The sequence below is a fragment of the Escherichia sp. HH091_1A genome, assembly GCF_030295175.1.
Classification (GTDB): Bacteria; Pseudomonadota; Gammaproteobacteria; order Enterobacterales; family Enterobacteriaceae; genus Escherichia; species Escherichia coli_F.
Genome location: NZ_AP025747.1, coordinates 4,634,169 through 4,659,398, shown reverse-complemented (window position 1 = coordinate 4,659,398; position 25,230 = coordinate 4,634,169). Strand labels below are relative to the sequence as shown.

Below are 25,230 nucleotides of genomic sequence, written 5' to 3'. Positions count from 1 at the left end.
TACGACGGCGTGAAACGCCTGTCAGGATCCACTGCCAGACCTCATTTTACGGTTTGCGCAGGCGTCTACGTTTCACCACAACACTGACATCGCTCTGGCAAGGATGTTAGGATGGACCACGGATGATAATGACGGTAACAAGCATGTTAGACAATGTTTTAAGAATTGCCACACGCCAAAGCCCACTTGCACTCTGGCAGGCACACTATGTCAAAGACAAGTTGATGGCGAGCCATCCGGGCCTGGTCGTTGAACTGGTACCGATGGTGACGCGCGGCGATGTGATTCTTGATACGCCGCTGGCGAAAGTAGGCGGAAAAGGCTTATTTGTAAAAGAGCTGGAAGTCGCGCTCCTGGAGAATCGCGCCGATATCGCCGTACATTCAATGAAAGATGTGCCGGTTGAATTCCCGCAAGGTCTGGGGCTGGTCACCATTTGCGAGCGTGAAGATCCTCGCGATGCCTTTGTGTCCAATAACTATGACAGTCTGGATGCGTTACCGGCAGGCAGTATCGTCGGGACGTCCAGTTTACGTCGCCAGTGCCAACTGGCTGAACGCCGCCCGGACCTGATTATCCGCTCCCTGCGCGGCAACGTCGGCACTCGCCTGAGCAAACTGGATAACGGCGAATACGATGCCATCATTCTTGCCGTAGCCGGACTAAAACGTTTAGGTCTGGAGTCACGCATTCGCGCCGCACTGCCACCCGAGATTTCTCTTCCGGCAGTAGGGCAAGGTGCGGTAGGTATTGAATGCCGCCTTGATGATACACGCACTCGCGAGCTGCTTGCCGCTCTGAATCACCACGAAACTGCACTGCGTGTTACCGCAGAACGCGCCATGAATACCCGTCTCGAAGGCGGATGTCAGGTGCCAATTGGTAGCTACGCCGAGCTTATTGATGGCGAAATCTGGCTGCGTGCGTTGGTCGGCGCGCCGGACGGTTCGCAGATTATTCGCGGTGAACGCCGCGGTGCGCCGCAAGATGCCGAACAAATGGGGATTTCGCTGGCAGAAGAGCTACTGAATAACGGCGCGCGCGAGATCCTTGCTGAAGTCTATAACGGAGACGCCCCGGCATGAGTATCCTGGTCACCCGCCCGTCTCCCGCAGGAGAAGAGTTAGTGAGCCGTCTGCGCACACTGGGGCAGGTGGCCTGGCATTTTCCGCTGATTGAGTTTTCTCCGGGTCGACAATTACCGCAACTTGCCGATCAACTGGCAGCGCTGGGAGAGAGCGATCTGTTGTTTGCCCTCTCGCAACACGCGGTTGCTTTTGCCCAATCACAGCTGCATCAGCAAGAGCGTAAATGGCCCCACCTACCCACTTATTTTGCCATTGGACGGACCACCGCACTGGCGCTACACACCGTAAGCGGACAGAAGATTCTCTACCCGCAGGATCGGGAAATCAGCGAAGTCTTGCTACAATTACCTGAATTACAAAATATTGCGGGCAAACGTGCGCTGATATTACGTGGCAATGGCGGTCGTGAGCTAATTGGGGATACCCTGACGGCGCGCGGCGCTGAAGTCACTTTTTGTGAATGTTATCAACGATGCGCAATCCATTACGATGGTGCAGAAGAAGCGATGCGCTGGCAATCCCGCGAGGTAACGACAGTCGTTGTTACCAGCGGTGAAATGTTACAGCAACTCTGGTCGCTGATCCCACAATGGTATCGTGAGCACTGGTTACTACGCTGTCGACTTTTAGTCGTCAGTGAGCGTCTGGCGAAACTCGCCCGGGAACTGGGCTGGCAAGACATTAAGGTCGCCGATAACGCTGACAACGATGCGCTTTTACGGGCATTACAATAACTCTCATAACAGGAAGCCATAATGACGGAACAAGAAAAAACCTCCGCCGTGGTTGAAGAGACCAGGGAGGCCGTGGACACCACGTCACAACCTGTCGCAACAGAAAAAAAGAGCAAGAACAACACCGCATTGATTCTCAGCGCGGTGGCTATCGCTATTGCTCTGGCGGCGGGCGTCGGTTTGTATGGCTGGGGTAAACAACAGGCCGTCAATCAGACTGCCACCAGCGATGCCCTGGCTAACCAACTTACGGCAATGCAAAAAGCCCAGGAGAGCCAAAAAGCCGAGCTGGAAGGCATTATCAAGCAACAAGCTGTACAGCTTGAGCAAGCGAATCGTCAGCAAGAAACGCTGGCAAAACAGCTGGATGAAGTCCAACAAAAGGTCGCGACTATTTCCGGCAGCGATGCTAAAACCTGGCTGCTGGCTCAGGCTGATTTCCTGGTGAAACTCGCCGGACGGAAGCTGTGGAGCGATCAGGACGTCACGACCGCTGCAGCGTTGCTGAAAAGTGCAGATGCCAGCCTGGCGGATATGAATGACCCGAGTCTGATTACCGTTCGCCGGGCAATTACCGATGATATCGCCAGCCTTTCTGCGGTATCGCAGGTGGATTATGACGGCATCATCCTTAAGCTGAATCAGCTTTCTAATCAGGTAGATAATCTGCGTCTGGCCGATAATGATAGCGATGGTTCGCCGATGGATTCCGACGGTGAAGAGCTTTCCAGTTCCCTCAGCGAATGGCGTATCAATCTGCAAAAAAGCTGGCAGAACTTTATGGACAACTTCATTACGATTCGCCGTCGTGATGACACCGCCGTACCGCTGTTAGCGCCGAATCAGGATATCTATCTGCGCGAAAATATTCGCTCCCGCCTGCTGGTCGCGGCACAAGCCGTACCGCGTCATCAGGAAGAGACTTACCGCCAGGCACTGGAGAACGTCTCCACCTGGGTTCGTGCTTATTACGATACTGATGATGCCACCACCAAAGCGTTCCTCGACGAGGTGGACCAGTTAAGCCAGCAAAATATCTCGATGGATCTCCCGGAAACCCTGCAAAGCCAGGCGATGCTGGAAAAACTGATGCAGACGCGCGTGCGCAATCTGCTGGCGCAACCAGCGGCAGAGGCTAAACCTGCACCTGCACCTGCACCTGCACCTGCACCTGCACCGCAAGCTGATACTCCGGCAGCCGCGCCGCAAGGAGAATAACCATGCTAAAAGTGTTATTGCTCTTTGTGTTGCTGATTGCGGGGATAGTGGTTGGCCCGATGATTGCCGGTCATCAGGGTTACGTATTGATCCAGACCGACAACTACAATATTGAAACTAGCGTCACGGGCCTCGTGATTATTTTGATTCTGGCGATGGTAGTGCTGTTTGCCATTGAGTGGCTACTGCGGCGGATCTTCCGCACAGGCGCACACACCCGTGGGTGGTTTGTCGGACGTAAGCGTCGCCGTGCCCGTAAGCAGACCGAACAGGCGCTGCTGAAACTAGCGGAAGGCGATTATCAGCAAGTTGAAAAGCTGATGGCGAAAAATGCCGATCACGCTGAACAACCGGTGGTGAACTATCTGCTGGCTGCCGAAGCCGCGCAACAACGCGGTGATGAAGCCCGCGCCAACCAACATCTGGAACGCGCAGCGGAGCTGGCCGGCAACGACACAATTCCGGTAGAAATCACCCGTGTACGTCTGCAACTGGCCCGTAATGAAAACCATGCAGCACGTCACGGCGTTGATAAGCTGCTGGAAGTTACGCCACGCCATCCGGAAGTATTACGTCTGGCGGAACAGGCGTATATCCGCACTGGCGCATGGAGTTCGCTGCTGGATATCATCCCATCAATGGCAAAAGCCCACGTTGGCGATGAAGAGCATCGTGCAATGCTGGAACAACAGGCATGGATTGGCCTGATGGATCAGGCGCGTGCCGATAACGGTAGCGAAGGTTTGCGTAACTGGTGGAAAAACCAAAGCCGGAAAACGCGTCATCAGGTGGCGTTACAGGTGGCAATGGCGGAACATCTTATTGAATGTGACGATCATGATACTGCCCAGCAAATTATCATCGACGGCCTGAAACGCCAGTATGACGATCGCCTACTGCTGCCGATCCCGCGTCTGAAAACCAATAACCCGGAACAGCTGGAAAAAGTGCTGCGCCAACAGATCAAAAACGTGGGCGATCGCCCGTTGTTGTGGAGCACACTGGGTCAGTCGCTGATGAAGCACGGCGAATGGCAGGAAGCATCGCTCGCCTTCCGCGCGGCGCTGAAACAACGTCCGGACGCCTACGATTACGCATGGCTTGCCGACGCGCTGGACAGACTGCACAAGCCGGAAGAAGCCGCAGCGATGCGTCGCGATGGCTTGATGTTAACGTTGCAGAACAACCCGCCACAGTAGCTCTTTCTCACCCGGAGGCAAGCACCTCCGGGGCCTTTCTGATATATAAAAAAACGCCTGCTCTTATTACGGAGCAGGCGTTAAAACAGGTCTGTATGACAACAAGTGGGTGCTTCACTCAACGTTGTGTCCATGGTGTCTGATGAGGCATAAGCGACATCTGTCAGTGGACGATAAGCACCGTAAACGGCTCTGCGTCATTCCGGAGTTTATGAGGCACTAAGGCGAACATAAGAGATGGAATGAGCATCTACTCGTTTATTATGCCACAGAGAACCGGGAAATAACATCCCTTAACACTTGTTATGAGATAATTCTGTAATCCTCTTTGCTTCCTGAGTAATAACTTCCTGAGTGAATATTTCTCCTGCGCACGATTCTACACATATATATAATGAATAATAAAAGTCATTCAATTAATAACATATATATTAATTGCCGTTAAAACTAAAAACAGCATCAATAATCAACGCGATATAACATCACCGCCTTACATATCACCTGCGCCAGAGGTAGGATTGAAAACGCTCTCCTGATTTTCCAATTCATTATCTGTATAAATAAATAATTTATTTTCATCACTATTATTTATGCAATCATCCTGTCAGGGAGAGGGATCTCAATTATCAATGCTTAATTACGTCAACATTTTGACGACATGAAACCGGAGCATTTTGCATGGAATTTTCGTTTTCACCCAAACTTCTTGTTGTGGCTGTCGCCGCCGCTCTTCCACTCATGGCCAGCGCAGCAGATACCCCGTCAACCGCCACCGCACGCAAAGGCTTTGCCGGATACGATCACCCAAACCAGTATCTGGTTAAACCGGCGACCACTATTGCCGACAACATGATGCCGGTGATGCAGCATCCTGCACAAGACAAAGAAACCCAGCAGAAGCTGGCAGAACTTGAGAAAAAAACCGGTAAGAAACCGAACGTGGTTGTTTTCTTGCTGGATGATGTGGGCTGGATGGATGTTGGCTTTAACGGCGGTGGCGTGGCGGTGGGTAACCCTACACCAGATATCGACGCCGTTGCCAGCCAGGGGCTGATTTTAACTTCGGCGTATTCTCAACCGAGTTCTTCCCCAACCCGCGCCACGATTCTCACCGGACAATACTCCATCCACCACGGCATTCTGATGCCGCCAATGTACGGGCAGCCGGGCGGTCTGCAAGGGTTAACCACGCTGCCACAGTTGCTGCACGATCAGGGCTACGTCACCCAGGCTATCGGGAAATGGCATATGGGGGAAAACAAAGAGTCGCAGCCGCAGAACGTTGGCTTTGATGATTTCCGCGGCTTTAACTCGGTATCTGATATGTATACCGAATGGCGTGATGTTCATGTCAACCCGGAAGTCGCCCTGAGCCCGGATCGTTCTGAATACATCCAAAAACTGCCGTTCAGCAAAGATGACGTTCATGCCGTGCGCGGCGGTGAACAGGAAGCCATTGCCGACATTACGCCGAAATATATGGAAGATCTGGATCAACGCTGGATGGAATATGGCGTTAAGTTCCTCGACAAGATGGCAAAGAGCGATAAGCCATTCTTCCTCTACTATGGCACTCGCGGCTGTCACTTCGATAACTACCCGAACGCCAAATATGCGGGTAGCTCTCCGGCGCGCACCTCTTACGGCGACTGCATGGTGGAGATGAACGATATCTTCGCCAATCTGTATAAAGCACTGGAGAAAAACGGTCAGCTTGATAACACGCTGATTGTGTTCACCTCTGATAACGGTCCGGAAGCTGAAGTTCCGCCGCACGGTCGCACGCCGTTCCGCGGTGCGAAAGGTTCTACATGGGAAGGCGGCGTTCGTGTGCCAACCTTCGTTTACTGGAAAGGGATGATCCAACCGCGTAAATCTGACGGTATTGTCGATCTGGCGGATCTCTTCCCTACGGCGCTGGATCTGGCAGGACATCCTGGAGCGAAAGTGGCGAATTTAGTGCCGAAAACCACCTTTATTGATGGTGTGGACCAGACATCTTTCTTCCTGGGAACAAATGGTCAGTCTAACCGTAAGGCCGAGCACTACTTCCTCAACGGCAAACTTTCTGCTGTGCGTATGGATGAGTTTAAATATCACGTACTCATCCAACAGCCATACGCTTATACCCAGAGCGGGTATCAGGGTGGATTCACCGGCACAGTAATGCAAACGGCGGGATCGTCGGTGTTTAACCTGTACACCGATCCGCAGGAAAGCGACTCTATCGGCGTGCGCCATATCCCAATGGGTGTACCGCTACAGACCGAAATGCACGCGTATATGGAGATCCTGAAAAAATATCCGCCGCGCGCGCAGATTAAATCTGATTAAGCCGGCGCTATCGCTACATCGGGCCACACTGACCTTGCCGGATGCGGCGTGAACGCCTTATCCGGCCTACAAGCCTTGCAAATTCAATAAATTGCAGCGTCCTGTAGGCCGGATAAGATGCGTCAGCATCGCATCCGGCAATCAACCGCAGGCGGCCACAAAATGGCTGCTTTTTTACTTATTCACCACCATCAAATGCGCCTGCATAATGTCGCTGGCCGGGCGACCGTGCGCCAGCAAATCAGCCATTGCTTTAAGATATGGCGGTAGATAGCGGAAATAACGCTGATACCCGGCACACAAATAATTCAGCCCCGGCTTACCGCTGGCATCGAGCATAAAGCGATGTTTCGGGCAGCCTCCCCAACATGCTTTTAACACGTTACAACTGCGACACTGCGCCGGTAACAGCTTAAATTTATCTTCTCCAAACACCTGCTGCTGCGGGGAATCTACCATTTCTGCAATTGTTTGCTGAAGCATATTCCCCAGTCGATATTGCGGATAAACATAGTGATCGCAGGCGTAAACGTCGCCGTTGTGTTCGACAATCACCGAGCGTCCACAAGTCGGCTGATGATGGCAAACCGCACCCGGCGCACCGACAAAATTGGCAAACGCCCATTCGATATTCATCACGAAAATCTTGCCGACGTCACGTTTGATCCAGTGGTCAAAAATTGCCACCAGAAACTCACCGAACTCATCGGGGCGCACCGACCATTCTGTCAGTTCCCCCTGAATATCACCAGGCGCATGTAATTTCAGTCCATTGCGGGCAGCTGTTTCATCAGCCAGGCGCTCCACCACCGGAATAAACTGGATAAACTCAACGCCTGCATTGCACAAAAAATCATAAACCTGTAACGGTTGCTGCGCGCTGGTGCGGTTGACACAGACCAGCACGTTATAGTCGACATGATGTTTTTGCAGGAGCGTCAGGGCACGCATCACCAGCTTATGCGTGGGTCTGCCACCTTTGGTCACGCGATAATGATTGTGGATCTCAGCCGGACCGTCCAGCGATAACCCAACCAGAAAATGATTTTCTGCCAGAAATGCACACCATTCATCATCGAGCAGCACACCGTTAGTCTGAAAGCTGTTACTTATCTTCCTGCCAGCACCATATTTCGCCTGTAGCGCCACGGCACGTCGGTAAAAATCCAGCCCGAGTAACGTTGGTTCGCCGCCCTGCCAGGTAAAAGCCACTTCGTTTTGGGGTTCGCTGGCGGCGATATAGTGACGGACATACGCTTCCAGCGTGTCATCGTCCATATGCGCAACTGGCTTTTCGCGGTAAAGGGATTGTTTTTCGAGATAAAAACAGTAGTCACAGTTCAGATTACAATCGGAACCGCTTGGTTTCGCCATCACATGAAAAGCACGCGTTGGAACCTGTTGCAGCATGGTCGCTCCTTGCCCGAAGTCATCCTTCAATACGTTAAGGGCGAAATCATACCGTGTAGCAATGAGTGATTACGGGCGTTTATTGCGAAGGGAGAGTGATGAAATGCACAGAAAACAAAAAACCCCGCCGAAGCGGGGTTCAAAATTGGTCGGCGAGAGAGGATTCGAACCTCCGACCCACTGGTCCCAAACCAGTTGCGCTACCAAGCTGCGCTACTCGCCGAAATACTGCTTTTTGAATTTTTAGTTCAATTCTTTAAAGTCGTGGTGCGAGGGGGGGGACTTGAACCCCCACGTCCGTAAGGACACTAACACCTGAAGCTAGCGCGTCTACCAATTCCGCCACCTTCGCATTGTCACAACTTCTAATAATGGGGTGGCTAATGGGATTCGAACCCACGACAACTGGAATCACAATCCAGGGCTCTACCAACTGAGCTATAGCCACCACTACAAATCTTGTTACGCGGTATTACTACCACCGCAGCTCAAGCGCCGGGACTAAATGGCGCGCCCGACAGGATTCGAACCTGAGACCTCTGCCTCCGGAGGGCAGCGCTCTATCCAGCTGAGCTACGGGCGCTTAGCGCCGTTGCGGGGGTGGATAATACGGACTTCCCACCCCTCTGTCTAGTCCCTTTTTAAATAAATTGCGCGTTTGGTTACGGTTTGTGCGTTTTGCTGCTTATTCCTCCAGTTTATGCGCTTTACCGTGGCGATTAAGCCCAAAAACTTTATAAATTGCCGTCACCGCCAGCATAAAGATGATGCCGACAAACAGCGACATACGCGTATCTTCATTAAAGTACATGCCGATCAAAACGCAAATCAGGAATGCCATTGTTACGTAGTTGGCCCACGGGAACAGGATTGAGCGGAACGGATGGCTGGCAATCGCCGCTTTATGCGCACGACGAAAACGCAGCTGGCTTATCAATATCACAAACCATGGCACCATCCCCGGAAGCACGCTGGCACTGTAGACATAGACAAACACACGCTGTGGATTGGGAATGATGTAGTTCAGGCATGAGCCAATTAACAGAATAGCAATTGATACCGCCACGCCTGCAACCGGAACACCTTGACGGGAAACTTTCGCCATTGCCGCCGGTAACTGACGGTTTTTCGCCAGTGCGTAGAGCATACGTCCACAACTGTACATGCCGCTGTTACAGCCAGAGAGCGCAGCCGTCAGTACCACAAAGTTGATAATACCCGCCGCTGCGGTAATGCCGATTTTGGCGAAAGTCAGTACGAACGGGCTGCCGTTACTGCCTATTTCATTCCACGGGAAGATGGTGACGATAACGAAAATCGCGCCTACGTAGAAAATCAGGATACGCCACAACACCTTGCCTACGGCACTGCGCAGCGTCACCTGCGGATTCTTCGCTTCACCGGCAGTAATGCCAATCAGCTCCACGCCCTGGTAGGACGCCACCACAATACACAATGCGGTCAGGAACCCTTTCCAGCCACCCGCAAAGAAACCGCCATGCTCTGTGAGATTGCTAAAACCAATCGACTGCCCGCCATTGCCAAAACCAAAGAAAATTACGCCCAGGCCAATGACAATCATCACGATAATCGTGGTGACTTTGATCATCGCGAACCAGAACTCGATTTCGCCGTACAACCGCACTGCCGCCAGATTCGCCAACGCCACCAGCGCCACCGCGATCAATGCGGGTATCCACTGCGCCATCTCCGGGAACCAGAACTGGACATAAACGCCAATGGCGGTGATTTCTGAGATCCCCACCGCCATCCACATAAACCAGTAAGACCAGGCGGTGAGATAGCCAAAAAACGGGCTCATATAACGATGCGCATAAACGGCGAACGAACCGGTAACCGGTTCGAGGAACAACATTTCGCCCATTGAACGCATGATGAAAAAGACGAACAGCCCGGCGATGATATAGGCCAACAATACGGATGGCCCGGCCCATTTCAGGGTACTGGCGGCCCCCATAAACAGGCCGACGCCAATGGTGCCCCCCAGGGCGATGAGTTCGATATGTCGAGCTTCCAGCCCACGCTGTAGCTCTGGTTTGTTATCTGCCATAAATCCTCGTGTTGTGTTTGCATGCTTTCCGGTGTTACCGGTTATCGTTATGGGTACATCGAGTGTTGCGAATGTTTTCGTAATTCAGGAGAAATGGCAAATAAAGCATTAAAAATTTGAATGCTTTGTGTAATAAAAAGACAGGCAGGCGACGAAGTGACCACTCCGTCGCTTTACAGAGAGAGGAAAATCAGAGGTTGCCGGTGTAATGCCAGCGTAAATAACGCAGCAAACGAAGCTGACGCTTAATGCGGCTCGGCTGCGAAAGCAGGCGGTAGAGCCACTCCAGCCCCAGCGTTTGCCAGATTTTCGGTGCGCGTTTCACGTGACCGGTGAAAACATCGTAAGTCCCGCCAACGCCCATATACAGCGCTTCTGGATGCACCAGACGGCAGTCGCGCATGAAGATCTCCTGCTTTGGCGATCCCATCGCGACGGTGACGATTTGCGCTCCGCTGGCATGAATGCGTTCAAACAGCGCCTGACGCTGCTCGGGTTTAAAATAACCATCCTGACTGCCAACGATATTCACATTCCACTGATTGCGCAGTTTAGCTTCAGTTTGCGCCAGCACTTCAGGTTTACCGCCCACAAGAAATACCGGCGTCCCTTCTTTGCCTGCGCGCGCCATCAGCTCTTCCCAGAGATCGGCCCCGGCAACGCGGGAAACCTGCGCCTGCGGGTACTTTTTACGTACTGAACGTACAACGCTGATGCCATCAGCATATTTAAATTCGGCAGCATTAATTAACTCCCTGACCTCGGCGTTATCTTCAATGGTCAGCATTTTTTCGGCATTAATGGCAACCAGCGTTCCCTGCTTAAGCTGCCCGTCAGCAAACAGATAATCGAGGGCGTGCTGCATATCACGCCAACCAATCAACTGTAAGCCACGCAGCGTATAGGTCGGTGCTGTGGTGTTGTTATTCATTGTTATCCTTCAACCTGCGTCCGGAGCGATGATTTTGTACGTTTATGAATGAGTCCGGCGCTTTCAAAAAGCCAGTACAACAGTTTTGCGATCATCAGACATGCGCCGAAGACCACGATAAAAAAGACCACGCGTGAGACAAACGAATCCAGCCCTTCACGCGCCAGCACGATCATATTGAAGATCGCCCCGAAGCAGAAACTGTGCAATATCGCAGCCTTATAGCGATTAGTTTCGCGATTGCCCAGTTCATACAGCCAGTCGAACCATTTGATGATCAGTCCAACCACAATCGCCCCGAGCGGGATGAACAACGCGCCGCCCATAACAACCAGTGAGCCTATAAGAGTAGGCGAGATCGCCAGCCCGGAGTGGTTATTCAGCACTTCCCAGGTAAAGTAGTTGGCGGAGTTCAGTACCATACTCGGGCGACCCGGCCACAGCCAGGAAGGGATAAAGACATAGAAATCGCGGACAATGGGAGCCAGGCCCTGGAAGTCGATGTTGTCGTAGTTCTGCAACAGCAATGCCAGATTCTCCCACGGCGAAAAGGTATCGCGGGTGAGATAGAGAAACGTATAGAACGCTTCATCGCCGCTCACATTCATTCCATAGCGTTTTAGCGCCAGCCAGAACATGCCCACAATCCCCAGCACGCCCGCCGCCGCCAGCATCCACAACGAAATCCAGCCGCGAATAATGCCAATAAACAGGAAGATAGCGAATGCGATGATGATATTGGCGCGAGTGCCGCCGACAATCATATAAGTCAGCAAGCCAAAGGCGACCGTGCTGACGAGGAAAAACAGCCACGCTTTGCTGTCCTGGCGCAGAAAATAAACCACCAGCATCGCCGGGATGAAAAAGTAAAAGAAACGTTTTAACGCCACGCCGGAGACTTCACTGGAGAAGATCTGACTGTAGGAGTTAAGACGGAACAGCAAAAAACCGTTGTGCATGAAGAAGATGCCGACGCTTACCAACGCAATGCCCATCAGGATCACCCACGTGAGATTGGTCTCCACGCGGTTCATGGTAAACAGCGGACGGCGCGGTACATCAGCAACGCGTTTGCGTAGGCGGGTTTTGTAGGTGACATAGTAAACCGCGTAGAAGCAGCCCGCAGAAAGCAACGCCTGCAACAAGATTTCTGGCGGCGCAACACCAACATCAAAGCGAAATACCAGCACGCTGGTCAGCGGAAAGCCGAAGAAAAAGGTGAGCAAAAACAGCAATGAAAAGAAGACATTGAAGTTAAAGCGCACACGGCGAAACTCAAACCAGGTCAGCGTGGCAATAAACAGCGTGCAGAGCAGCCAGACAACAAACAGGCCACTGAATTGCAGCAGACTCATGCGACCTCCCCGGCGGCAATCGCCAATGCCCGCTGCCAGCCTTGCAGATAGTTCGGGCTAAAGAAGGCAATGGTGTTTTTATCCACCGACGCCAACTGGCGCTGCGCTTCACGCACAATATCCTCGTTGAGATCGTCGGTAGTAAACAGCACCGGCAAATGCTGTTCCGTCATATCCTGCCAGAACGGATTTTCCCGGTTAAGCACACAAGGAATACCCGCCTGAATCAGTAAGCACAGCGTACCAATGCCCTGCTGGCGGGCAAAAATAAAGTAACCGAGATCGCACTGACGAAGTAGCGCCAGATAGGCATCAAATTCCAGTTTTTCGCTCAGAACTTGCAGATTTTCTTCGCTGAATAACGCCAGCCCCGCCAGGCGAACTTCATTGATATATGCATCGTTATTGGGTGGATATCCCATCGGCACCACGACTTTTACCGTATCGCCAAATTGCTGATGAACGGCGCGTAAGGCGGCGACATGCTCATTGCTGCGGTCACCGGAGTTCCCCACCAGAATGGTCATTTTCCCTTCACGTTGGCGATCGTTCGCCATCGTATTGAGAGAAGGGTCCATCCGCGTCGGGAAGTACAGCAGTTCGCCCCGCACCTTTGGATGCGTTTTGGCAAAAAAACTCAAATCACCGCGAGTGGCAAATACACAGCCGACTCGCTTTTGCGCCAGACGGCGCAGCGGATAAAAAAGCTTATATCTCAAGCCACTGGAAAGCTCATACAGGTCTGCCCCCCAGATATGCCAGTAAAACTGGCTGGGCTTAATGCCCCCACTCAGCAGAGCCAGCCACAGTTTGGGATTGAACTGACCGTGGAAAAAAAATCGCTGCTGACGGTTAGCTTTTGCTTTCGCGATGACCGCTTCCGCCAGCGATTTTTTCCCAGGGAAAAATTGCACAGAAAGCGCCGGACAGCTATCACTTAAGCCGTCGTCCTTGCCAACAACCATAAACTCGCGCGCGTGCTCGCTCGTCGCGGCCAGCGCGTCGTTGAAAAACCGCAGAACGGTTCGGTTATGGTGAGGGATATCCGATCCCAGTACGTGAATCAGTACAGTCATGCCCGCCTACGCCAGAGTAAAAACACGCCACAACAAAGAGAAAAATAGACGATATAGGTTGCCATATAGGCCTGTGCCGCGCCCAGTGCACCATGCGCAGGGATTAGCCAGTGGGCAAATACCATCAATAAAGTGAACTGGCTGACTTCCGCCAGAATATAAAACCGCAGTGACGCTTTGGCGATCACCAGATAACCAAAGACATAAGCGCCCACTTTTAACACATCACCCACTAACTGCCAGGCAAAGAGATCGCGCATAGCGGTAAATTTATTCGACAACAGCAGCCAGATAGCAAAATCACGCAGCAACCAGACGGTAAAACTCGCCGCCGCCACTGCCGGTAAGACGAATTTCAGCGATTTAACCACTTCCCGGGTGATATCGCGCTTTTCCGTTAGCCGCGACAACGTGGGCAGCAAATATACGCTGAACGATGCCGTAATAAATTGCAGGTAGGCATCGGAAATACTGCTCACCCCTTGCCAGATACCCACTTCATCCCAGCTATACTGCGCCGCCAACAGTTTACGCATCATGATGTACGCAACGGGCAAGGTCACCGACGTAATCAACGCCATGAGCGTAAATTTGCTCAACTGCCCTGCCAGGCCGTTATCCCAGCAGGGTTTCAGATAGCTTAACGGGATGGCACCACGTTTGATCAACATGATGACGGCAGGAATCACCACCAACGCGGGAATCAACGCCAGCCCCAGCAACGCCCCTTCATAACCACCCAAACGGTAACTGACATAATAAGCGATAACGCCAATCAAGCTGCCGACAATCAGCGATAACGCATTACCAGCGGCATCGCGAAAGCCTTTCATCAACGCCAGTAACAGGTTGCCCCAGGCGATCCCCATTTGCACCAGCGCCACTAAACGCACCAGCCCCACATAGTCGGTATTACCAAACAATCCCTGGCTAATTGGCGCTGCCGCCAGCACAAAAACCAGCGCCATCAGCGTAGAGAAGCCAAGCACCATCGCTGATGAAGTGCCGACCACGCGGCGCAGCTGCTGCGGATTATCATGGTACTGGGCAACGTATTTGGTTACGCCGTTAAAGATGCCTGCCCCAGCAAGCACGCCGAGCACGGTAATTAACTGGCGGAAATTTGCCGCCAGCCCAAGCCCCGCCGGACCAAATGACACCGCCAGCAACTTACCGACCAGTAACCCTGCACCAATCTTGACCAGTGTACTGGCCGCCGTCCATAAGGACGCTTTTGCCAACGACATATCAGGAGAAGTAATTCAACAAGGTCGCAATTACCGTACGCTGATTGACGGGCGACAGGTTGTAGAACAGCGGCAGGCGCAGCAGGCGCTCGCTCTCTTTGGTGGTGTAGCGATCTTCACCGTGGAACTCACCAAAGCGTTCCCCCGCAGGGCAACCGTGCAGCGGAATGTAATGGAACACCGCCATGATTTCCGCTTCTTTCAGAAAGTTAATCAACGCGCTCCGATCATCAATATCCCGCAGTTTAATGTAGAACATATGCGCGTTCTGCACGCAGCCATCCGGAATCGATGGCAGCTCGATACGCCCGGCTTTCGCCAGAGGCGCTAACGCATCGTAGTAGTTTTGCCACAGCGCCAGACGTTGCTGGTTGATACGATCCGCTGCTTCCAGTTGCGCCCACAGGTACGCAGCTTGCAGATCGGACATCAAATAGCTGGAGCCAATATCGCGCCAGGTATATTTATCGACCTGACCACGGAAGAACTGGCTGCGGTTTGTGCCTTTTTCACGGATGATCTCGGCACGTTCAATCAACGCTTTATCGTTAATCAGCGTCGCGCCGCCTTCACCGCCCGCCGTGTAATTTTTGGTTTCATGGAAGCTAAAGCAGCCAATATGACCAATGGTTCCCAGCGCACGCCCTTTGTAAGTGGACATCACACCCTGAGCGGCATCTTCCACCACAAACAGGTTATACTTTTTCGCCAACGCCATAATGGTGTCCATTTCGCAGGCCACACCCGCGTAATGGACCGGCACGATAACGCGCGTTTTGTCGGTGATCGCCGCTTCAATCAGCGTTTCGTCGATGTTCATAGTGTCCGGGCGAACATCCACAAAGACGATTTTCGCGCCACGCAGCACAAAGGCATTGGCGGTGGAGACAAAGGTGTAGCTCGGCATGATCACTTCATCGCCAGGCTGGATATCGAGCAGCAGCGCCGCCATCTCCAGAGAAGCGGTGCAGGACGGCGTCAACAGCACTTTGGCGCTGCCAAAACGTTGTTCCAGCCACTGCTGGCAGCGACGGGTAAAACCGCCATCGCCACACAGTTTGCCGCTACCCATTGCCGACTGCATATAGTCGAGTTCGGTTCCCACCACCGGCGGTGCGTTAAATGGAATCATGTGATCACCTGTATAACCAGTACGCGGTGCTTTCTACATTCGCACCACTTTGTATGTATCGTTTAAGCGCGGCGGTGTTGCCCATCTGGGTCGCCACCCGCAAAGTTGTTTTACCGCGAGCATACGCCCAGTTTAGCGCTGTTTGCATCAGCTCAGCACCTGCACCGCGTCCAGCCAGCAGGCCAATTCGCGCATCTGTCGCATTGAGTTCCCGTAAAGAGACATAGCCGCGAATATCGCCGGACGCCGAACGTAAAATGAGGCATTGATGATCAAAGGTGCCGCGCACGGCATTTTCAACCCACTGCGCATAAAAGCGACCGCTGGCGTCAGGCGCATACCACGGCGCACGAAAACGGCTTTGCGCAAATGCGGCACTGGCTAACTCACGTAATACGGGAATATCTGTCTCTTGTGCCACTTCTGCGCCGCTATCACTGACATTGTTCACGGGTAGCGCCAAATCAACTTCACCTTCAACCAGGCAGAATCCCAGCTGTTGCAAGGCATCCAGCTCAACAGTATTTGATGCAGCAATTTTGGCCTGCACTCGTGACCACGGCGCTAACGCGTCTGGCGTCAGGAGTGGCGCATCAGGAGTGATGCGCACGATAGCGCTGTTAACGCCAAAGAAGGCATTTTCCCAGGCTAGTGGTTCAATACTGGCGCGGACGGGCACGGAGTAACTCCAGCAGATATTGGCCGTAGCCAGTTTTCGCTAATGAACTGGCAGCACGCTTCACACCTTCGTCATCGAGCCAGCCGTTACGCCAGGCAATCTCTTCCAGGCAGGCAATCTTAAAGCCCTGGCGTTTTTCCACCGTCTGTACAAAGGTACTGGCTTCAATCAGGCTGTCGTGTGTGCCGGTGTCCAGCCAGGCAAATCCGCGCCCGAGCAGTTCAACGGTCAGGTTGCCTGCCTCAAGGTACATCTGGTTGATGGAGGTAATCTCCAGTTCACCACGCTCCGACGGCTTCACCTGCTTTGCGTACTCCACAACTTTACTGTCGTAGAAATAAAGCCCGGTCACCGCCCAGTTTGATTTTGGCTGTTTTGGCTTTTCTTCCAGAGAGATAGCGCGGAAATTGTCGTCAAACTCCACGACGCCAAAGCGTTCTGGATCCATTACCTGATAGCCAAATACCGTCGCCCCTTGCGTGCGCGCCGCAACATGACGCAGCTTCGGACTGAAGCCCTGTCCGAAGAAGATGTTATCGCCCAGCACCAGACAAGAAGGTTCACCGTTGAGGAAGGTTTCACCGATGATAAAGGCCTGCGCAAGACCGTCCGGGCTGGGCTGTTCGGCATATTCCAGCTGGATACCGAACTCACTACCATCGCCCAGCAGGCGCTGGAAATAACCTTTATCTTCCGGCGTAGTGATGATGAGAATTTCGCGGATACCGGCCAGCATCAGCACCGACAGCGGATAGTAAATCATTGGCTTATCGTAAATCGGCAACAGTTGCTTCGATACGCCGCGCGTAATCGGATGCAATCGGGTGCCGGAACCGCCCGCCAGGATAATACCTTTCATGTTTGCCTCCGCTGAGAATTAGCCGTTCAGACCTAAACGCTCACCCTGATAGCTGCCGTCCTGCACCTGCTTCCACCAGCTTTCATTAGCCAGATACCACTGCACTGTTTTACGCATTCCACTTTCAAAGGTTTCCTGCGGCAGCCAGCCAAGTTCACGGGCAATTTTCGAAGCATCAATGGCATAGCGCAGGTCATGCCCCGGACGGTCAGCGACAAAAGTGATCAGATCACGATAGTGCGCCACACCGTGCGGTTTATTCGGGGCCAGTTCTTCCAGCAGCTCGCAAATGGTTTCCACAACCTCGAGATTCTTACGCTCGTTGTGACCACCAATATTATAGGTTTCACCGACTTTCCCGGTGGTCACCACGCAATACAGCGCGCGGGCATGATCTTCAACATATAACCAGTCACGGATTTGCTGCCCATTGCCATATACCGGCAGCGGTTTACCCGCCAGCGCGTTGAGGATCATCAGCGGGATCAGTTTTTCCGGAAAGTGGTAAGGACCGTAGTTATTAGAGCAGTTGGTGATTAACGTCGGCAGGCCGTAGGTCCGCAGCCAGGCGCGCACCAGATGGTCGCTGCTTGCTTTTGAAGCAGAATAAGGGCTGCTCGGCGAATACGGCGTGGTTTCGGTGAAGAAATCATCTGTGGAATGCAGGTCACCGTATACTTCGTCGGTGGAGATATGATGAAAACGGAACGCCGATTTTTTGTCTTCTGCCAGCGCATTCCAGTAAGCCCGCGCCGCTTCAAGCAGTGTATAAGTCCCGACAATGTTGGTTTCGATAAACGCTGCCGGGCCGTCAATAGAACGGTCAACATGGCTTTCAGCTGCCAGATGCATGACGCAGTCTGGCTGATGTTCTGTGAAAACACGCGCCAGTTCTGCCCGATCGCAGATATCAACTTTCTCAAAGGCAAAGCGATCGCTTTGCGCAACCGGTGCCAGCGACATCAGGTTTCCGGCGTAGGTCAGCTTATCGACCACCACCACCGCATCGTTCGTCTCGTTGATGATATAACGCACCAGCGCCGAGCCAATAAACCCGGCACCGCCTGTTATCAGAATCTTTCTCATTAGCGCCACACTCCTTTGGCATCGACGACATACTGCTGATGGACGTTGTCGCCATTGATAACTTTGAACTGACTATGATCGACCAACATCACCAGCACATCTGCCGTTGCCAGCGCCTCGTCAAGCTGCGCCAGAGTACAAAGCCCATTCAGTTTGTTCGGCAACTGGTGAATGTTAGGCTCAACAACCAGCGTTTCGCCGCTGTGCCACTGAGCGATCAATTCAGCGATTTCCATCGCCGGACTTTCGCGCAGGTCATCAATATTCGGTTTAAACGCCAGACCAAAACAGGCAATTTTCAGCTCACTGGCGCGTTTATCGGTAGCGGCCAGGCAGTCGGCAACCGCCGCTTTGACCTGATCAATCACCCAGAACGGTTTGTGATCGTTTACTTCACGCGCGGTACGGATAAGCCGCGCCTGCTGCGGATTCTGTGCCACGATAAACCACGGATCAACAGCGATGCAGTGACCACCCACGCCAGGGCCAGGTTGAAGAATATTGACGCGAGGGTGACGATTCGCCAGGCGAATCAGTTCCCAGACGTTAATCCCCTGATCGGCGCAAATCAGCGACAGTTCGTTAGCAAAAGCGATATTCACATCGCGGAAGCTGTTCTCGGTGAGTTTACACATTTCCGCCGTCCGTGAGTTAGTGACGACACACTCACCTTCGAGGAAAATTTTGTACAGTTCGCTGGCACGGGCCGAACAAACCGGCGTCATACCACCAATCACGCGATCGTTTTTAATCAGCTCGACCATAACCTGGCCCGGTAACACGCGTTCCGGGCAGTAAGCAATGTTGACGTCCGCCTGCTCGCCCACCTGCTGTGGGAAAGTCAGGTCCGGACGCATCTCTGCTAACCATTCTGCCATCTTCTCGGTTGAACCCACCGGCGAGGTGGACTCAAGGATCACCAGCGCGCCTTTTTTCAGCACTGGCGCAATGGAGCGAGCAGCCGATTCAACGTAAGCCATATCAGGCTCATGATCGCCTTTAAACGGCGTGGGTACAGCAATCAGCCAGGCATCCGCTTCAACCGGCGTCGTGCTCGCTCGTAAAAAACCGCCTTCTACGGCAGTTTTTACTACGCTCGCCAAATCAGGCTCGACGATATGGATTTCGCCACGATTGATGGTATCAACCGCGTGTTGGTTGATATCAACACCAATCACCTGTTTTTGCCGGGAGGCAAACGCTGCCGCCGTTGGCAGTCCAATGTAACCCAGTCCAATGACAGAAATGGTCGCAAAACTCATAGTGATATCCGATTATTTTTTAACGCTTCCAGAATGCGAGAGCATGCCTGACCATCACCATACGGGTTATGGGCGCGGCTCATGGTTTGATATTCGTTTTCGTCTTTTAAAAGACGCGTCACTTCCTCGACGATTCGCTGCTTATCCGTGCCGACCAGACGCACCGTACCCGCCTTCACTGCTTCCGGACGTTCAGTGGTTTCACGCATCACCAGCACTGGTTTCCCCAGCGAAGGCGCTTCCTCCTGAATGCCACCTGAATCGGTCAAAATCAGCCAGGCGTGGTTCATCAGCCAGACAAACGGTAAATACTCTTGGGGATCGATCAGAATGACATTTTTCACGTGCCCCAGAATGCGATTGACCGGCTCTCTGACGTTCGGGTTGAGATGCACCGGATAGACAATCTGAATGTCCTGGTGAGTGGTGGCGATGTCTGCCAGCGCATGGCAGATTTCTTCAAAGCCACGACCAAAACTCTCACGTCTGTGACCGGTCACCAGAATCATCTTTTTATCAGGGTCGATAAACGGATAATTTGCCGCCAGTTCTGAACGCAGCGTATCGCTGCTCATCACCTGGTCACGCACCCATAACAGTGCATCAATAACGGTATTACCGGTAATGAATATTCGGCTGTCAGCAACGTTTTCACGCAGCAAGTTTTGCCGGGAAGTTTCGGTTGGAGAGAAGTGATACATCGCCAGATGCCCGGTCAATGTACGATTTGCCTCTTCCGGCCACGGCGAATAGAGATCGCCCGTGCGCAGACCAGCCTCAACGTGACCAACAGGAATACGCTGATAAAACGCCGCCAGACTGGTTGCCAGCGTCGTCGTCGTATCGCCGTGAACCAGCACGACGTCTGGTTTGAACTCGGCAAGAATAGGTTTTAGCCCTTCCAGAATCCGACAGGTTATCTCTGTCAGACCCTGTCCTGGCTGCATTATGTTGAGATCGTAGTCAGGTACAATGGAAAAGAGTTTCAGCACCTGATCGAGCATCTCCCGATGCTGCGCAGTGACGCAAACTTTAGCCTCAAAAAAAGGATCTTTTGCCAACGCATGCACCAACGGCGCCATCTTGATGGCTTCCGGGCGCGTACCAAATACAGTCAGTACTTTCACATCGATTCTCTTCGAATAAGCGGCGAGCGCCTTTGCGCTCACCGCAGCAGTGTTGCTATTTCGAGCAACGGCGGGTTAATGCGACACCAGCCCCGATCAGCCCCCCGACAATGCCCCACATAATCATCAGGAAGGCACGACGTGGGCTATCGCGTTTTACCGGTTCTTCCGGCGTACGCAAATAGCGATAGGTCTGAAAACGCGGATCCAGGGTTGGACCAACATTCAGGGTGTTTAACATGGCCCGATTCTGATCATAGTCGAGATCAAAGGCCGGACCGACGGCCTGTAAATTTTCCAGTCGCGCCTGGAGCATTGGACGCCCAAGCAGGAACATTTCTGAATCAGGTAGTTCCTCGGCAGGTACATCTGTCGCACTGCGCGAAATATTATGCTGCTCAGCAATTTTCAGCGCCTGTTCAATGCTGTTCATCCGGCGGTCGTAGATGGCTTTCGCCACTTCTTCCTGACGCTTCACCTGAGCTTTCATCTGGATGGTACGCGCCGCCCATGCGCCTTTCAGCTCATCATTCAGATGGCTGGCTGCTCGTTGGCTGGCAAACGCAACATACTGACGTAACAGGTTATTAGCGTCAGGCGCGGTTTCGGCAATCAGCTTAACGCTATCATTGACCGCACGCGTGAAGTCACCGGGAATAAACACGATGTTGTTAATCATTTCATCCAGCAACGCCGCATCGGCTTTGCTGTTCCCGACCATCCGCTGTTTGTAATAGTCTGTCTGCAACCAGAAATCGCGGCGGGTATCCCACGAGGCCAGTTGCATAACAAACTCTTTATAGGCTTCATCCATGACCGATGGTTGGTCGGCAGAAGCCATGTTCGAACGGACGTCCAGGTTACGCAAGAATTGCTGCTGCGAGTAGTATCCTCCCAGCATATTCACTGTTGGACGATCGGTAATCGCCGTCGAGCTCCACTCCTGACGAGCAAAAAAAGTATACGCCAGCGCGATTAACGCAAACGCCAGCCCCATGCCAATAATCCACAGCTTCCCAGCCCACAAGGTACGAAACAACCCACGAATATCCAGTTCATTTTCAGCGTCTTCGGCCGGTTTCCCAGGCATTGGTTGTGTCATCACATCCTCATTTATTTGGTTAAATTGGGGCTGCCACCACGATTTCTACGCAGTCTGCGTTTTACGCGCTTAATAAAGCGAGCAACTTTCCAGGCACGCTTAATGCAATATCCATAGAGGAAGAATGCTAGCAAAAAGAGCACCAGCATGACCCATTCCGGGACAAAATGAGAGTATTCTGCCAGCACGCCAATTGAAGCGAGCAGTGCTGCGGCAAGGGTAATCAGCACAAACGCCTGGCGGGAAGTAAACCCGGCACGCATGATCAAATGGTGAATATGCTGACGGTCAGGAGAGAATGGGCTCATGCCTTTACGCAGGCGACGGTACATAATCGCCACCATATCCATTAGCGGAATGGCGATAATCCATAATGCAGTAACCGGGCTTATTGGGTGCGTTTTTCCCTGAGTCGTTTCGAGCAGGATCCAGATAACGGTAAAACCAATCAGCGTACTGCCCGCATCACCCATAAAGACTTTGTAGCGGCGACCCAGGATACCAAGGTTGAGCATGATATAGGGCAGGATGGCGGCGATCATCGCAAAGCACCAGATAGCGAGGCTGGTTTGCCCGTCGAACCACAAAATCATACCGATTGCTGCAAACGAGACGCAGGACAACCCGCCCAGCAAGCCATCAATGCCATCAACCATGTTGAAAGCATTAATTGCCGCCCAGACGGCAAATAGCGTCAGGAAGTAGCCAAACGGTCCGAGCACCATCTCCCAGGAGCCAAAGATATAACCCAGGCTACTGAGATAAAGTTTGCCGAACACCATCATAACAATGCCAACAGCGGCCTGTATGGTGGCACGGATTTTTACGCTGATATCAAAACGGTCATCCAGCGCACCGATGAACACAAGCACACCGGCACAAGCGAGATAGAGAGATGCATGCGGAATATAATAATCGACAATTCCGAACGTGAAGCAAATCCCTGCGTAAACCGAAATACCCCCAACGAGAGGTATCAATCCCTGGTGACGTTTGCGGAAGTTAGGTTTATCCACTAAACCGACTTTTTTTGCTACCTTTCGGGCAAAAAACAGAAACAGTGTCGTGAATAAAAAAATACTGATGAGATCAGTACTCACTGTCAGTAAATTCACAATGCATGCTCTCAGAGAAAATTATTAGCAGAAGTATAACCACGAAGACCTTTATTCAGAAGGGAAAGTCCGTTCCGAACCCACCAGTCCTGTGCAAAAATTAATCATTCGATATGCAAATTGCATAACACACGAGCAAAACCCAGGAATTTTCCTAACATTGCCAGTGCGGCAATAAGATTACAGATATAAAAGCAAAACGCCACGTAAACACGTGGCGTTTTTGGCATAAGACAAATTTATGAGCGCTTCATCATTTCGAAGAAATCGTCATTGGTCTTGGTCATCGCCAGTTTATTAATGAGGAACTCCATGGCATCGATTTCGCCCATCGGGTGAATGATTTTGCGCAGGATCCACATTTTCTGCAGCTCTTCCTGAGTAGTGAGCAGCTCTTCTTTACGGGTACCGGAACGGTTGTAGTCGATTGCCGGGAAGACGCGTTTTTCAGCGATCTTACGAGAGAGGTGCAGTTCCATGTTGCCTGTACCTTTAAACTCTTCGTAGATAACTTCGTCCATCTTGGAACCGGTATCGATAAGCGCGGTAGCGATGATGGTCAGGCTGCCGCCCTCTTCCACGTTACGCGCCGCACCGAAGAAGCGTTTCGGGCGATGCAGGGCGTTGGCATCCACACCACCGGTCAGCACTTTACCTGACGCCGGAACAACGGTGTTGTAAGCACGCGCCAAACGAGTGATGGAGTCGAGCAGAATGATAACGTCTTTCTTGTGCTCAACCAGGCGTTTCGCCTTCTCGATCACCATTTCCGCAACCTGAACGTGGCGAGATGCGGGTTCGTCAAAGGTGGAAGCAACAACTTCACCTTTTACCAGACGCTGCATCTCGGTGACTTCTTCCGGACGTTCGTCAATCAGCAGAACCATCAGCACACAATCCGGGTGGTTGTAAGCAATGCTCTGGGCAATGTTCTGCAGCAGCATGGTTTTACCGGCTTTCGGCGGTGCCACAATCAGACCACGCTGACCACGACCGATAGGTGATGCCAGGTCCAGTACGCGAGCGGTTAAATCTTCAGTAGAACCGTTACCACGTTCCATGCGCAGACGAGAGTTTGCGTGCAGTGGGGTTAAGTTCTCAAAGAGGATTTTGTTGCGGGCGTTTTCAGGTTTGTCGAAGTTAACTTCGTTAACTTTCAGCAGCGCAAAATAGCGTTCACCTTCTTTCGGCGGGCGAATCTTACCAGAGATGGTATCACCAGTGCGGAGGTTGAAACGGCGGATTTGGCTAGGAGAAACGTAGATGTCATCAGGACCGGCGAGGTAGGAGCTGTCTGCGGAACGGAGGAAACCAAATCCATCCTGCAATATCTCCAGTACGCCATCACCAAAGATATCTTCGCCACTCTTTGCGTGCTGCTTCAGGATGGCAAAAATAATGTCCTGCTTACGCATACGAGCCAGGTTTTCCAGCCCCATATTTTCGCCGAGAGTGATCAGCTCAGAAACCGGCGTATTCTTTAATTCGGTAAGATTCATAGTGGTGTGAGTTCTTAAACTTGGGGTAAATCTCGAACTTAATGTTGTGAATGGTATGGCAGGATCATCCATGCCTGTTTACGGTCATCGACTCATGTCTTTTCGCTGCCTGGTCACAGGAGAGTACGCAGAGCTGAAACGACAAGACGGATTGAGTGACGAGCCAGAAATCTGTTCACTTCGCATTTAAGATAAAACGGGAAGCGTTGGAAATTACAAGATTCAAACTTAATAAGGTATGTTTAATACGAAGTCAACACTAAGTTAGCATGACTCACGCCGGGCGTCCAGTTTTTAGCGACAGGGCACCCGAACATGAAATTCCCTTACGCCAGGTTAGCGTCGAGGAACTCTTTCAACTGACCTTTAGACAGTGCGCCCACTTTGGTTGCCGCCACTTCACCGTTTTTGAACAGCAGCAGAGTCGGGATACCACGGATGCCATATTTCGGCGCAGTGCCAGGGTTTTGATCGATGTTCAGTTTTGCAACGGTCAGTTTGCCCTGATATTCGTCAGCGATTTCATCCAGAATCGGGGCGATCATTTTGCACGGACCGCACCACTCTGCCCAGAAATCAACGAGGATCGCCCCGTCCGCTTTGAGTACATCCGTGTCAAAACTGTCGTCAGTCAGGTGAATAATTTTATCGCTCATATATAACTCCACAGGAATAAGCCTGGCGTGTTGGTTTCGTTGTTGGTGTA

General features: G+C 52.2%; 22 protein-coding genes and 4 tRNA genes. 5 read left to right on the top strand and 21 right to left on the bottom strand.

The features are described 5' to 3' along the window. Window positions 1-143 precede the first annotated feature (143 nt). From hemC to aslA, 5 genes are all read left to right on the top strand, one after another. On the top strand, window positions 144-1,085 hold the full coding sequence (hemC, locus tag QUF14_RS23200) for a hydroxymethylbilane synthase (RefSeq protein WP_001303155.1): 942 nt from the start codon (window positions 144-146) through the stop codon (window positions 1,083-1,085). Next, on the top strand, window positions 1,082-1,822 hold the full coding sequence (gene hemD / locus QUF14_RS23195; protein ID WP_000026079.1) for a uroporphyrinogen-III synthase: 741 nt from the start codon (window positions 1,082-1,084) through the stop codon (window positions 1,820-1,822). Before hemC ends, hemD begins: the two co-directional genes overlap by 4 nt. A gap of 21 nt (window positions 1,823-1,843) precedes the next feature. Then, complete coding sequence (gene hemX / locus QUF14_RS23190) at window positions 1,844-3,040, top strand: uroporphyrinogen-III C-methyltransferase (RefSeq protein WP_286333086.1); 1,197 nt, start codon at window positions 1,844-1,846, stop codon at window positions 3,038-3,040. Window positions 3,041-3,042: 2 nt separating this feature from the next. After that, complete coding sequence (gene hemY, locus QUF14_RS23185) at window positions 3,043-4,239, top strand: protoheme IX biogenesis protein HemY (protein WP_194881475.1); 1,197 nt, start codon at window positions 3,043-3,045, stop codon at window positions 4,237-4,239. A gap of 678 nt (window positions 4,240-4,917) precedes the next feature. Next, window positions 4,918-6,573 (top strand): arylsulfatase AslA, encoded by a 1,656-nt coding sequence (aslA, locus tag QUF14_RS23180; protein ID WP_000395858.1) that lies wholly within the window; start codon window positions 4,918-4,920, stop codon window positions 6,571-6,573. 174 nt (window positions 6,574-6,747) lie between these two features. Here the strand turns inward: aslA and QUF14_RS23175 are convergent, their stop codons facing one another. The 21 genes from QUF14_RS23175 to trxA form a co-directional block, all read right to left on the bottom strand. Continuing rightward, window positions 6,748-7,983 (bottom strand): anaerobic sulfatase maturase, encoded by a 1,236-nt coding sequence (locus QUF14_RS23175; protein WP_000941504.1) that lies wholly within the window; start codon window positions 7,981-7,983, stop codon window positions 6,748-6,750. Window positions 7,984-8,129: 146 nt separating this feature from the next. Continuing rightward, window positions 8,130-8,206: transfer RNA gene (locus tag QUF14_RS23170), tRNA-Pro, on the bottom strand. 42 nt (window positions 8,207-8,248) lie between these two features. Then, window positions 8,249-8,335 (bottom strand) — tRNA-Leu (locus QUF14_RS23165). 20 nt (window positions 8,336-8,355) lie between these two features. After that, window positions 8,356-8,431: transfer RNA gene (locus QUF14_RS23160), tRNA-His, on the bottom strand. Window positions 8,432-8,489: 58 nt separating this feature from the next. Beyond that, window positions 8,490-8,566: transfer RNA gene (locus QUF14_RS23155), tRNA-Arg, on the bottom strand. Window positions 8,567-8,668: 102 nt separating this feature from the next. Continuing rightward, complete coding sequence (gene thrP, locus QUF14_RS23150) at window positions 8,669-10,054, bottom strand: bifunctional threonine/serine APC transporter ThrP (RefSeq protein WP_000774737.1); 1,386 nt, start codon at window positions 10,052-10,054, stop codon at window positions 8,669-8,671. A gap of 190 nt (window positions 10,055-10,244) precedes the next feature. Beyond that, on the bottom strand, window positions 10,245-10,985 hold the full coding sequence (gene wecG, locus QUF14_RS23145; protein WP_001064039.1) for a lipopolysaccharide N-acetylmannosaminouronosyltransferase: 741 nt from the start codon (window positions 10,983-10,985) through the stop codon (window positions 10,245-10,247). A 2-nt stretch (window positions 10,986-10,987) separates the two neighbouring features. Beyond that, the gene (gene wzyE, locus QUF14_RS23140) at window positions 10,988-12,340 is read right to left on the bottom strand and encodes an ECA oligosaccharide polymerase (protein WP_000055132.1); all 1,353 of its coding nucleotides are present in this window, start codon (window positions 12,338-12,340) and stop codon (window positions 10,988-10,990) included. After that, a complete protein-coding gene (gene rffT, locus QUF14_RS23135) occupies window positions 12,337-13,416 on the bottom strand; it encodes a TDP-N-acetylfucosamine:lipid II N-acetylfucosaminyltransferase (protein WP_000217225.1) in 1,080 nt (359 codons plus the stop codon). Before rffT ends, wzyE begins: the two co-directional genes overlap by 4 nt. Continuing rightward, window positions 13,413-14,663: a lipid III flippase WzxE gene (gene wzxE, locus QUF14_RS23130; protein WP_000050277.1), complete on the bottom strand. Its 1,251-nt coding sequence runs from the start codon at window positions 14,661-14,663 to the stop codon at window positions 13,413-13,415. Before wzxE ends, rffT begins: the two co-directional genes overlap by 4 nt. A gap of 1 nt (window position 14,664) precedes the next feature. Continuing rightward, entirely contained in the window at window positions 14,665-15,795 is a 1,131-nt protein-coding gene (gene rffA, locus QUF14_RS23125; protein ID WP_000612062.1) for a dTDP-4-amino-4,6-dideoxygalactose transaminase, read from the bottom strand. A gap of 4 nt (window positions 15,796-15,799) precedes the next feature. Continuing rightward, entirely contained in the window at window positions 15,800-16,474 is a 675-nt protein-coding gene (rffC, locus tag QUF14_RS23120; RefSeq protein ID WP_001145144.1) for a dTDP-4-amino-4,6-dideoxy-D-galactose acyltransferase, read from the bottom strand. Further along, on the bottom strand, window positions 16,452-17,333 hold the full coding sequence (gene rfbA, locus QUF14_RS23115) for a glucose-1-phosphate thymidylyltransferase RfbA (protein WP_000676063.1): 882 nt from the start codon (window positions 17,331-17,333) through the stop codon (window positions 16,452-16,454). The genes rffC and rfbA overlap by 23 nt, the downstream gene beginning before the upstream one ends. 18 nt (window positions 17,334-17,351) lie before the next feature. Further along, window positions 17,352-18,419 (bottom strand): dTDP-glucose 4,6-dehydratase, encoded by a 1,068-nt coding sequence (gene rffG, locus QUF14_RS23110; protein WP_001226579.1) that lies wholly within the window; start codon window positions 18,417-18,419, stop codon window positions 17,352-17,354. Next, window positions 18,419-19,681: a UDP-N-acetyl-D-mannosamine dehydrogenase gene (gene wecC, locus QUF14_RS23105; protein WP_000006603.1), complete on the bottom strand. Its 1,263-nt coding sequence runs from the start codon at window positions 19,679-19,681 to the stop codon at window positions 18,419-18,421. The genes rffG and wecC overlap by 1 nt, the downstream gene beginning before the upstream one ends. Then, window positions 19,678-20,808 (bottom strand): non-hydrolyzing UDP-N-acetylglucosamine 2-epimerase, encoded by a 1,131-nt coding sequence (gene wecB / locus QUF14_RS23100; protein WP_001364316.1) that lies wholly within the window; start codon window positions 20,806-20,808, stop codon window positions 19,678-19,680. Before wecB ends, wecC begins: the two co-directional genes overlap by 4 nt. Before the next feature lie 55 nt (window positions 20,809-20,863). Further along, window positions 20,864-21,910: an ECA polysaccharide chain length modulation protein gene (gene wzzE / locus QUF14_RS23095; RefSeq protein ID WP_001355381.1), complete on the bottom strand. Its 1,047-nt coding sequence runs from the start codon at window positions 21,908-21,910 to the stop codon at window positions 20,864-20,866. An 11-nt stretch (window positions 21,911-21,921) separates the two neighbouring features. After that, window positions 21,922-23,025 (bottom strand): UDP-N-acetylglucosamine--undecaprenyl-phosphate N-acetylglucosaminephosphotransferase, encoded by a 1,104-nt coding sequence (gene wecA, locus QUF14_RS23090; RefSeq protein ID WP_001050960.1) that lies wholly within the window; start codon window positions 23,023-23,025, stop codon window positions 21,922-21,924. Between the two features lie 239 nt (window positions 23,026-23,264). After that, complete coding sequence (rho, locus tag QUF14_RS23085) at window positions 23,265-24,524, bottom strand: transcription termination factor Rho (RefSeq protein WP_001054527.1); 1,260 nt, start codon at window positions 24,522-24,524, stop codon at window positions 23,265-23,267. 84 nt (window positions 24,525-24,608) lie between these two features. Further along, window positions 24,609-24,710, bottom strand: coding sequence for a rho operon leader peptide RhoL (rhoL, locus tag QUF14_RS23080; protein WP_001295255.1), 102 nt, complete (start codon window positions 24,708-24,710; stop codon window positions 24,609-24,611). 140 nt (window positions 24,711-24,850) lie between these two features. Further along, window positions 24,851-25,180 (bottom strand): thioredoxin TrxA, encoded by a 330-nt coding sequence (gene trxA / locus QUF14_RS23075; RefSeq protein ID WP_001280776.1) that lies wholly within the window; start codon window positions 25,178-25,180, stop codon window positions 24,851-24,853. Window positions 25,181-25,230: the final 50 nt, after the last annotated feature.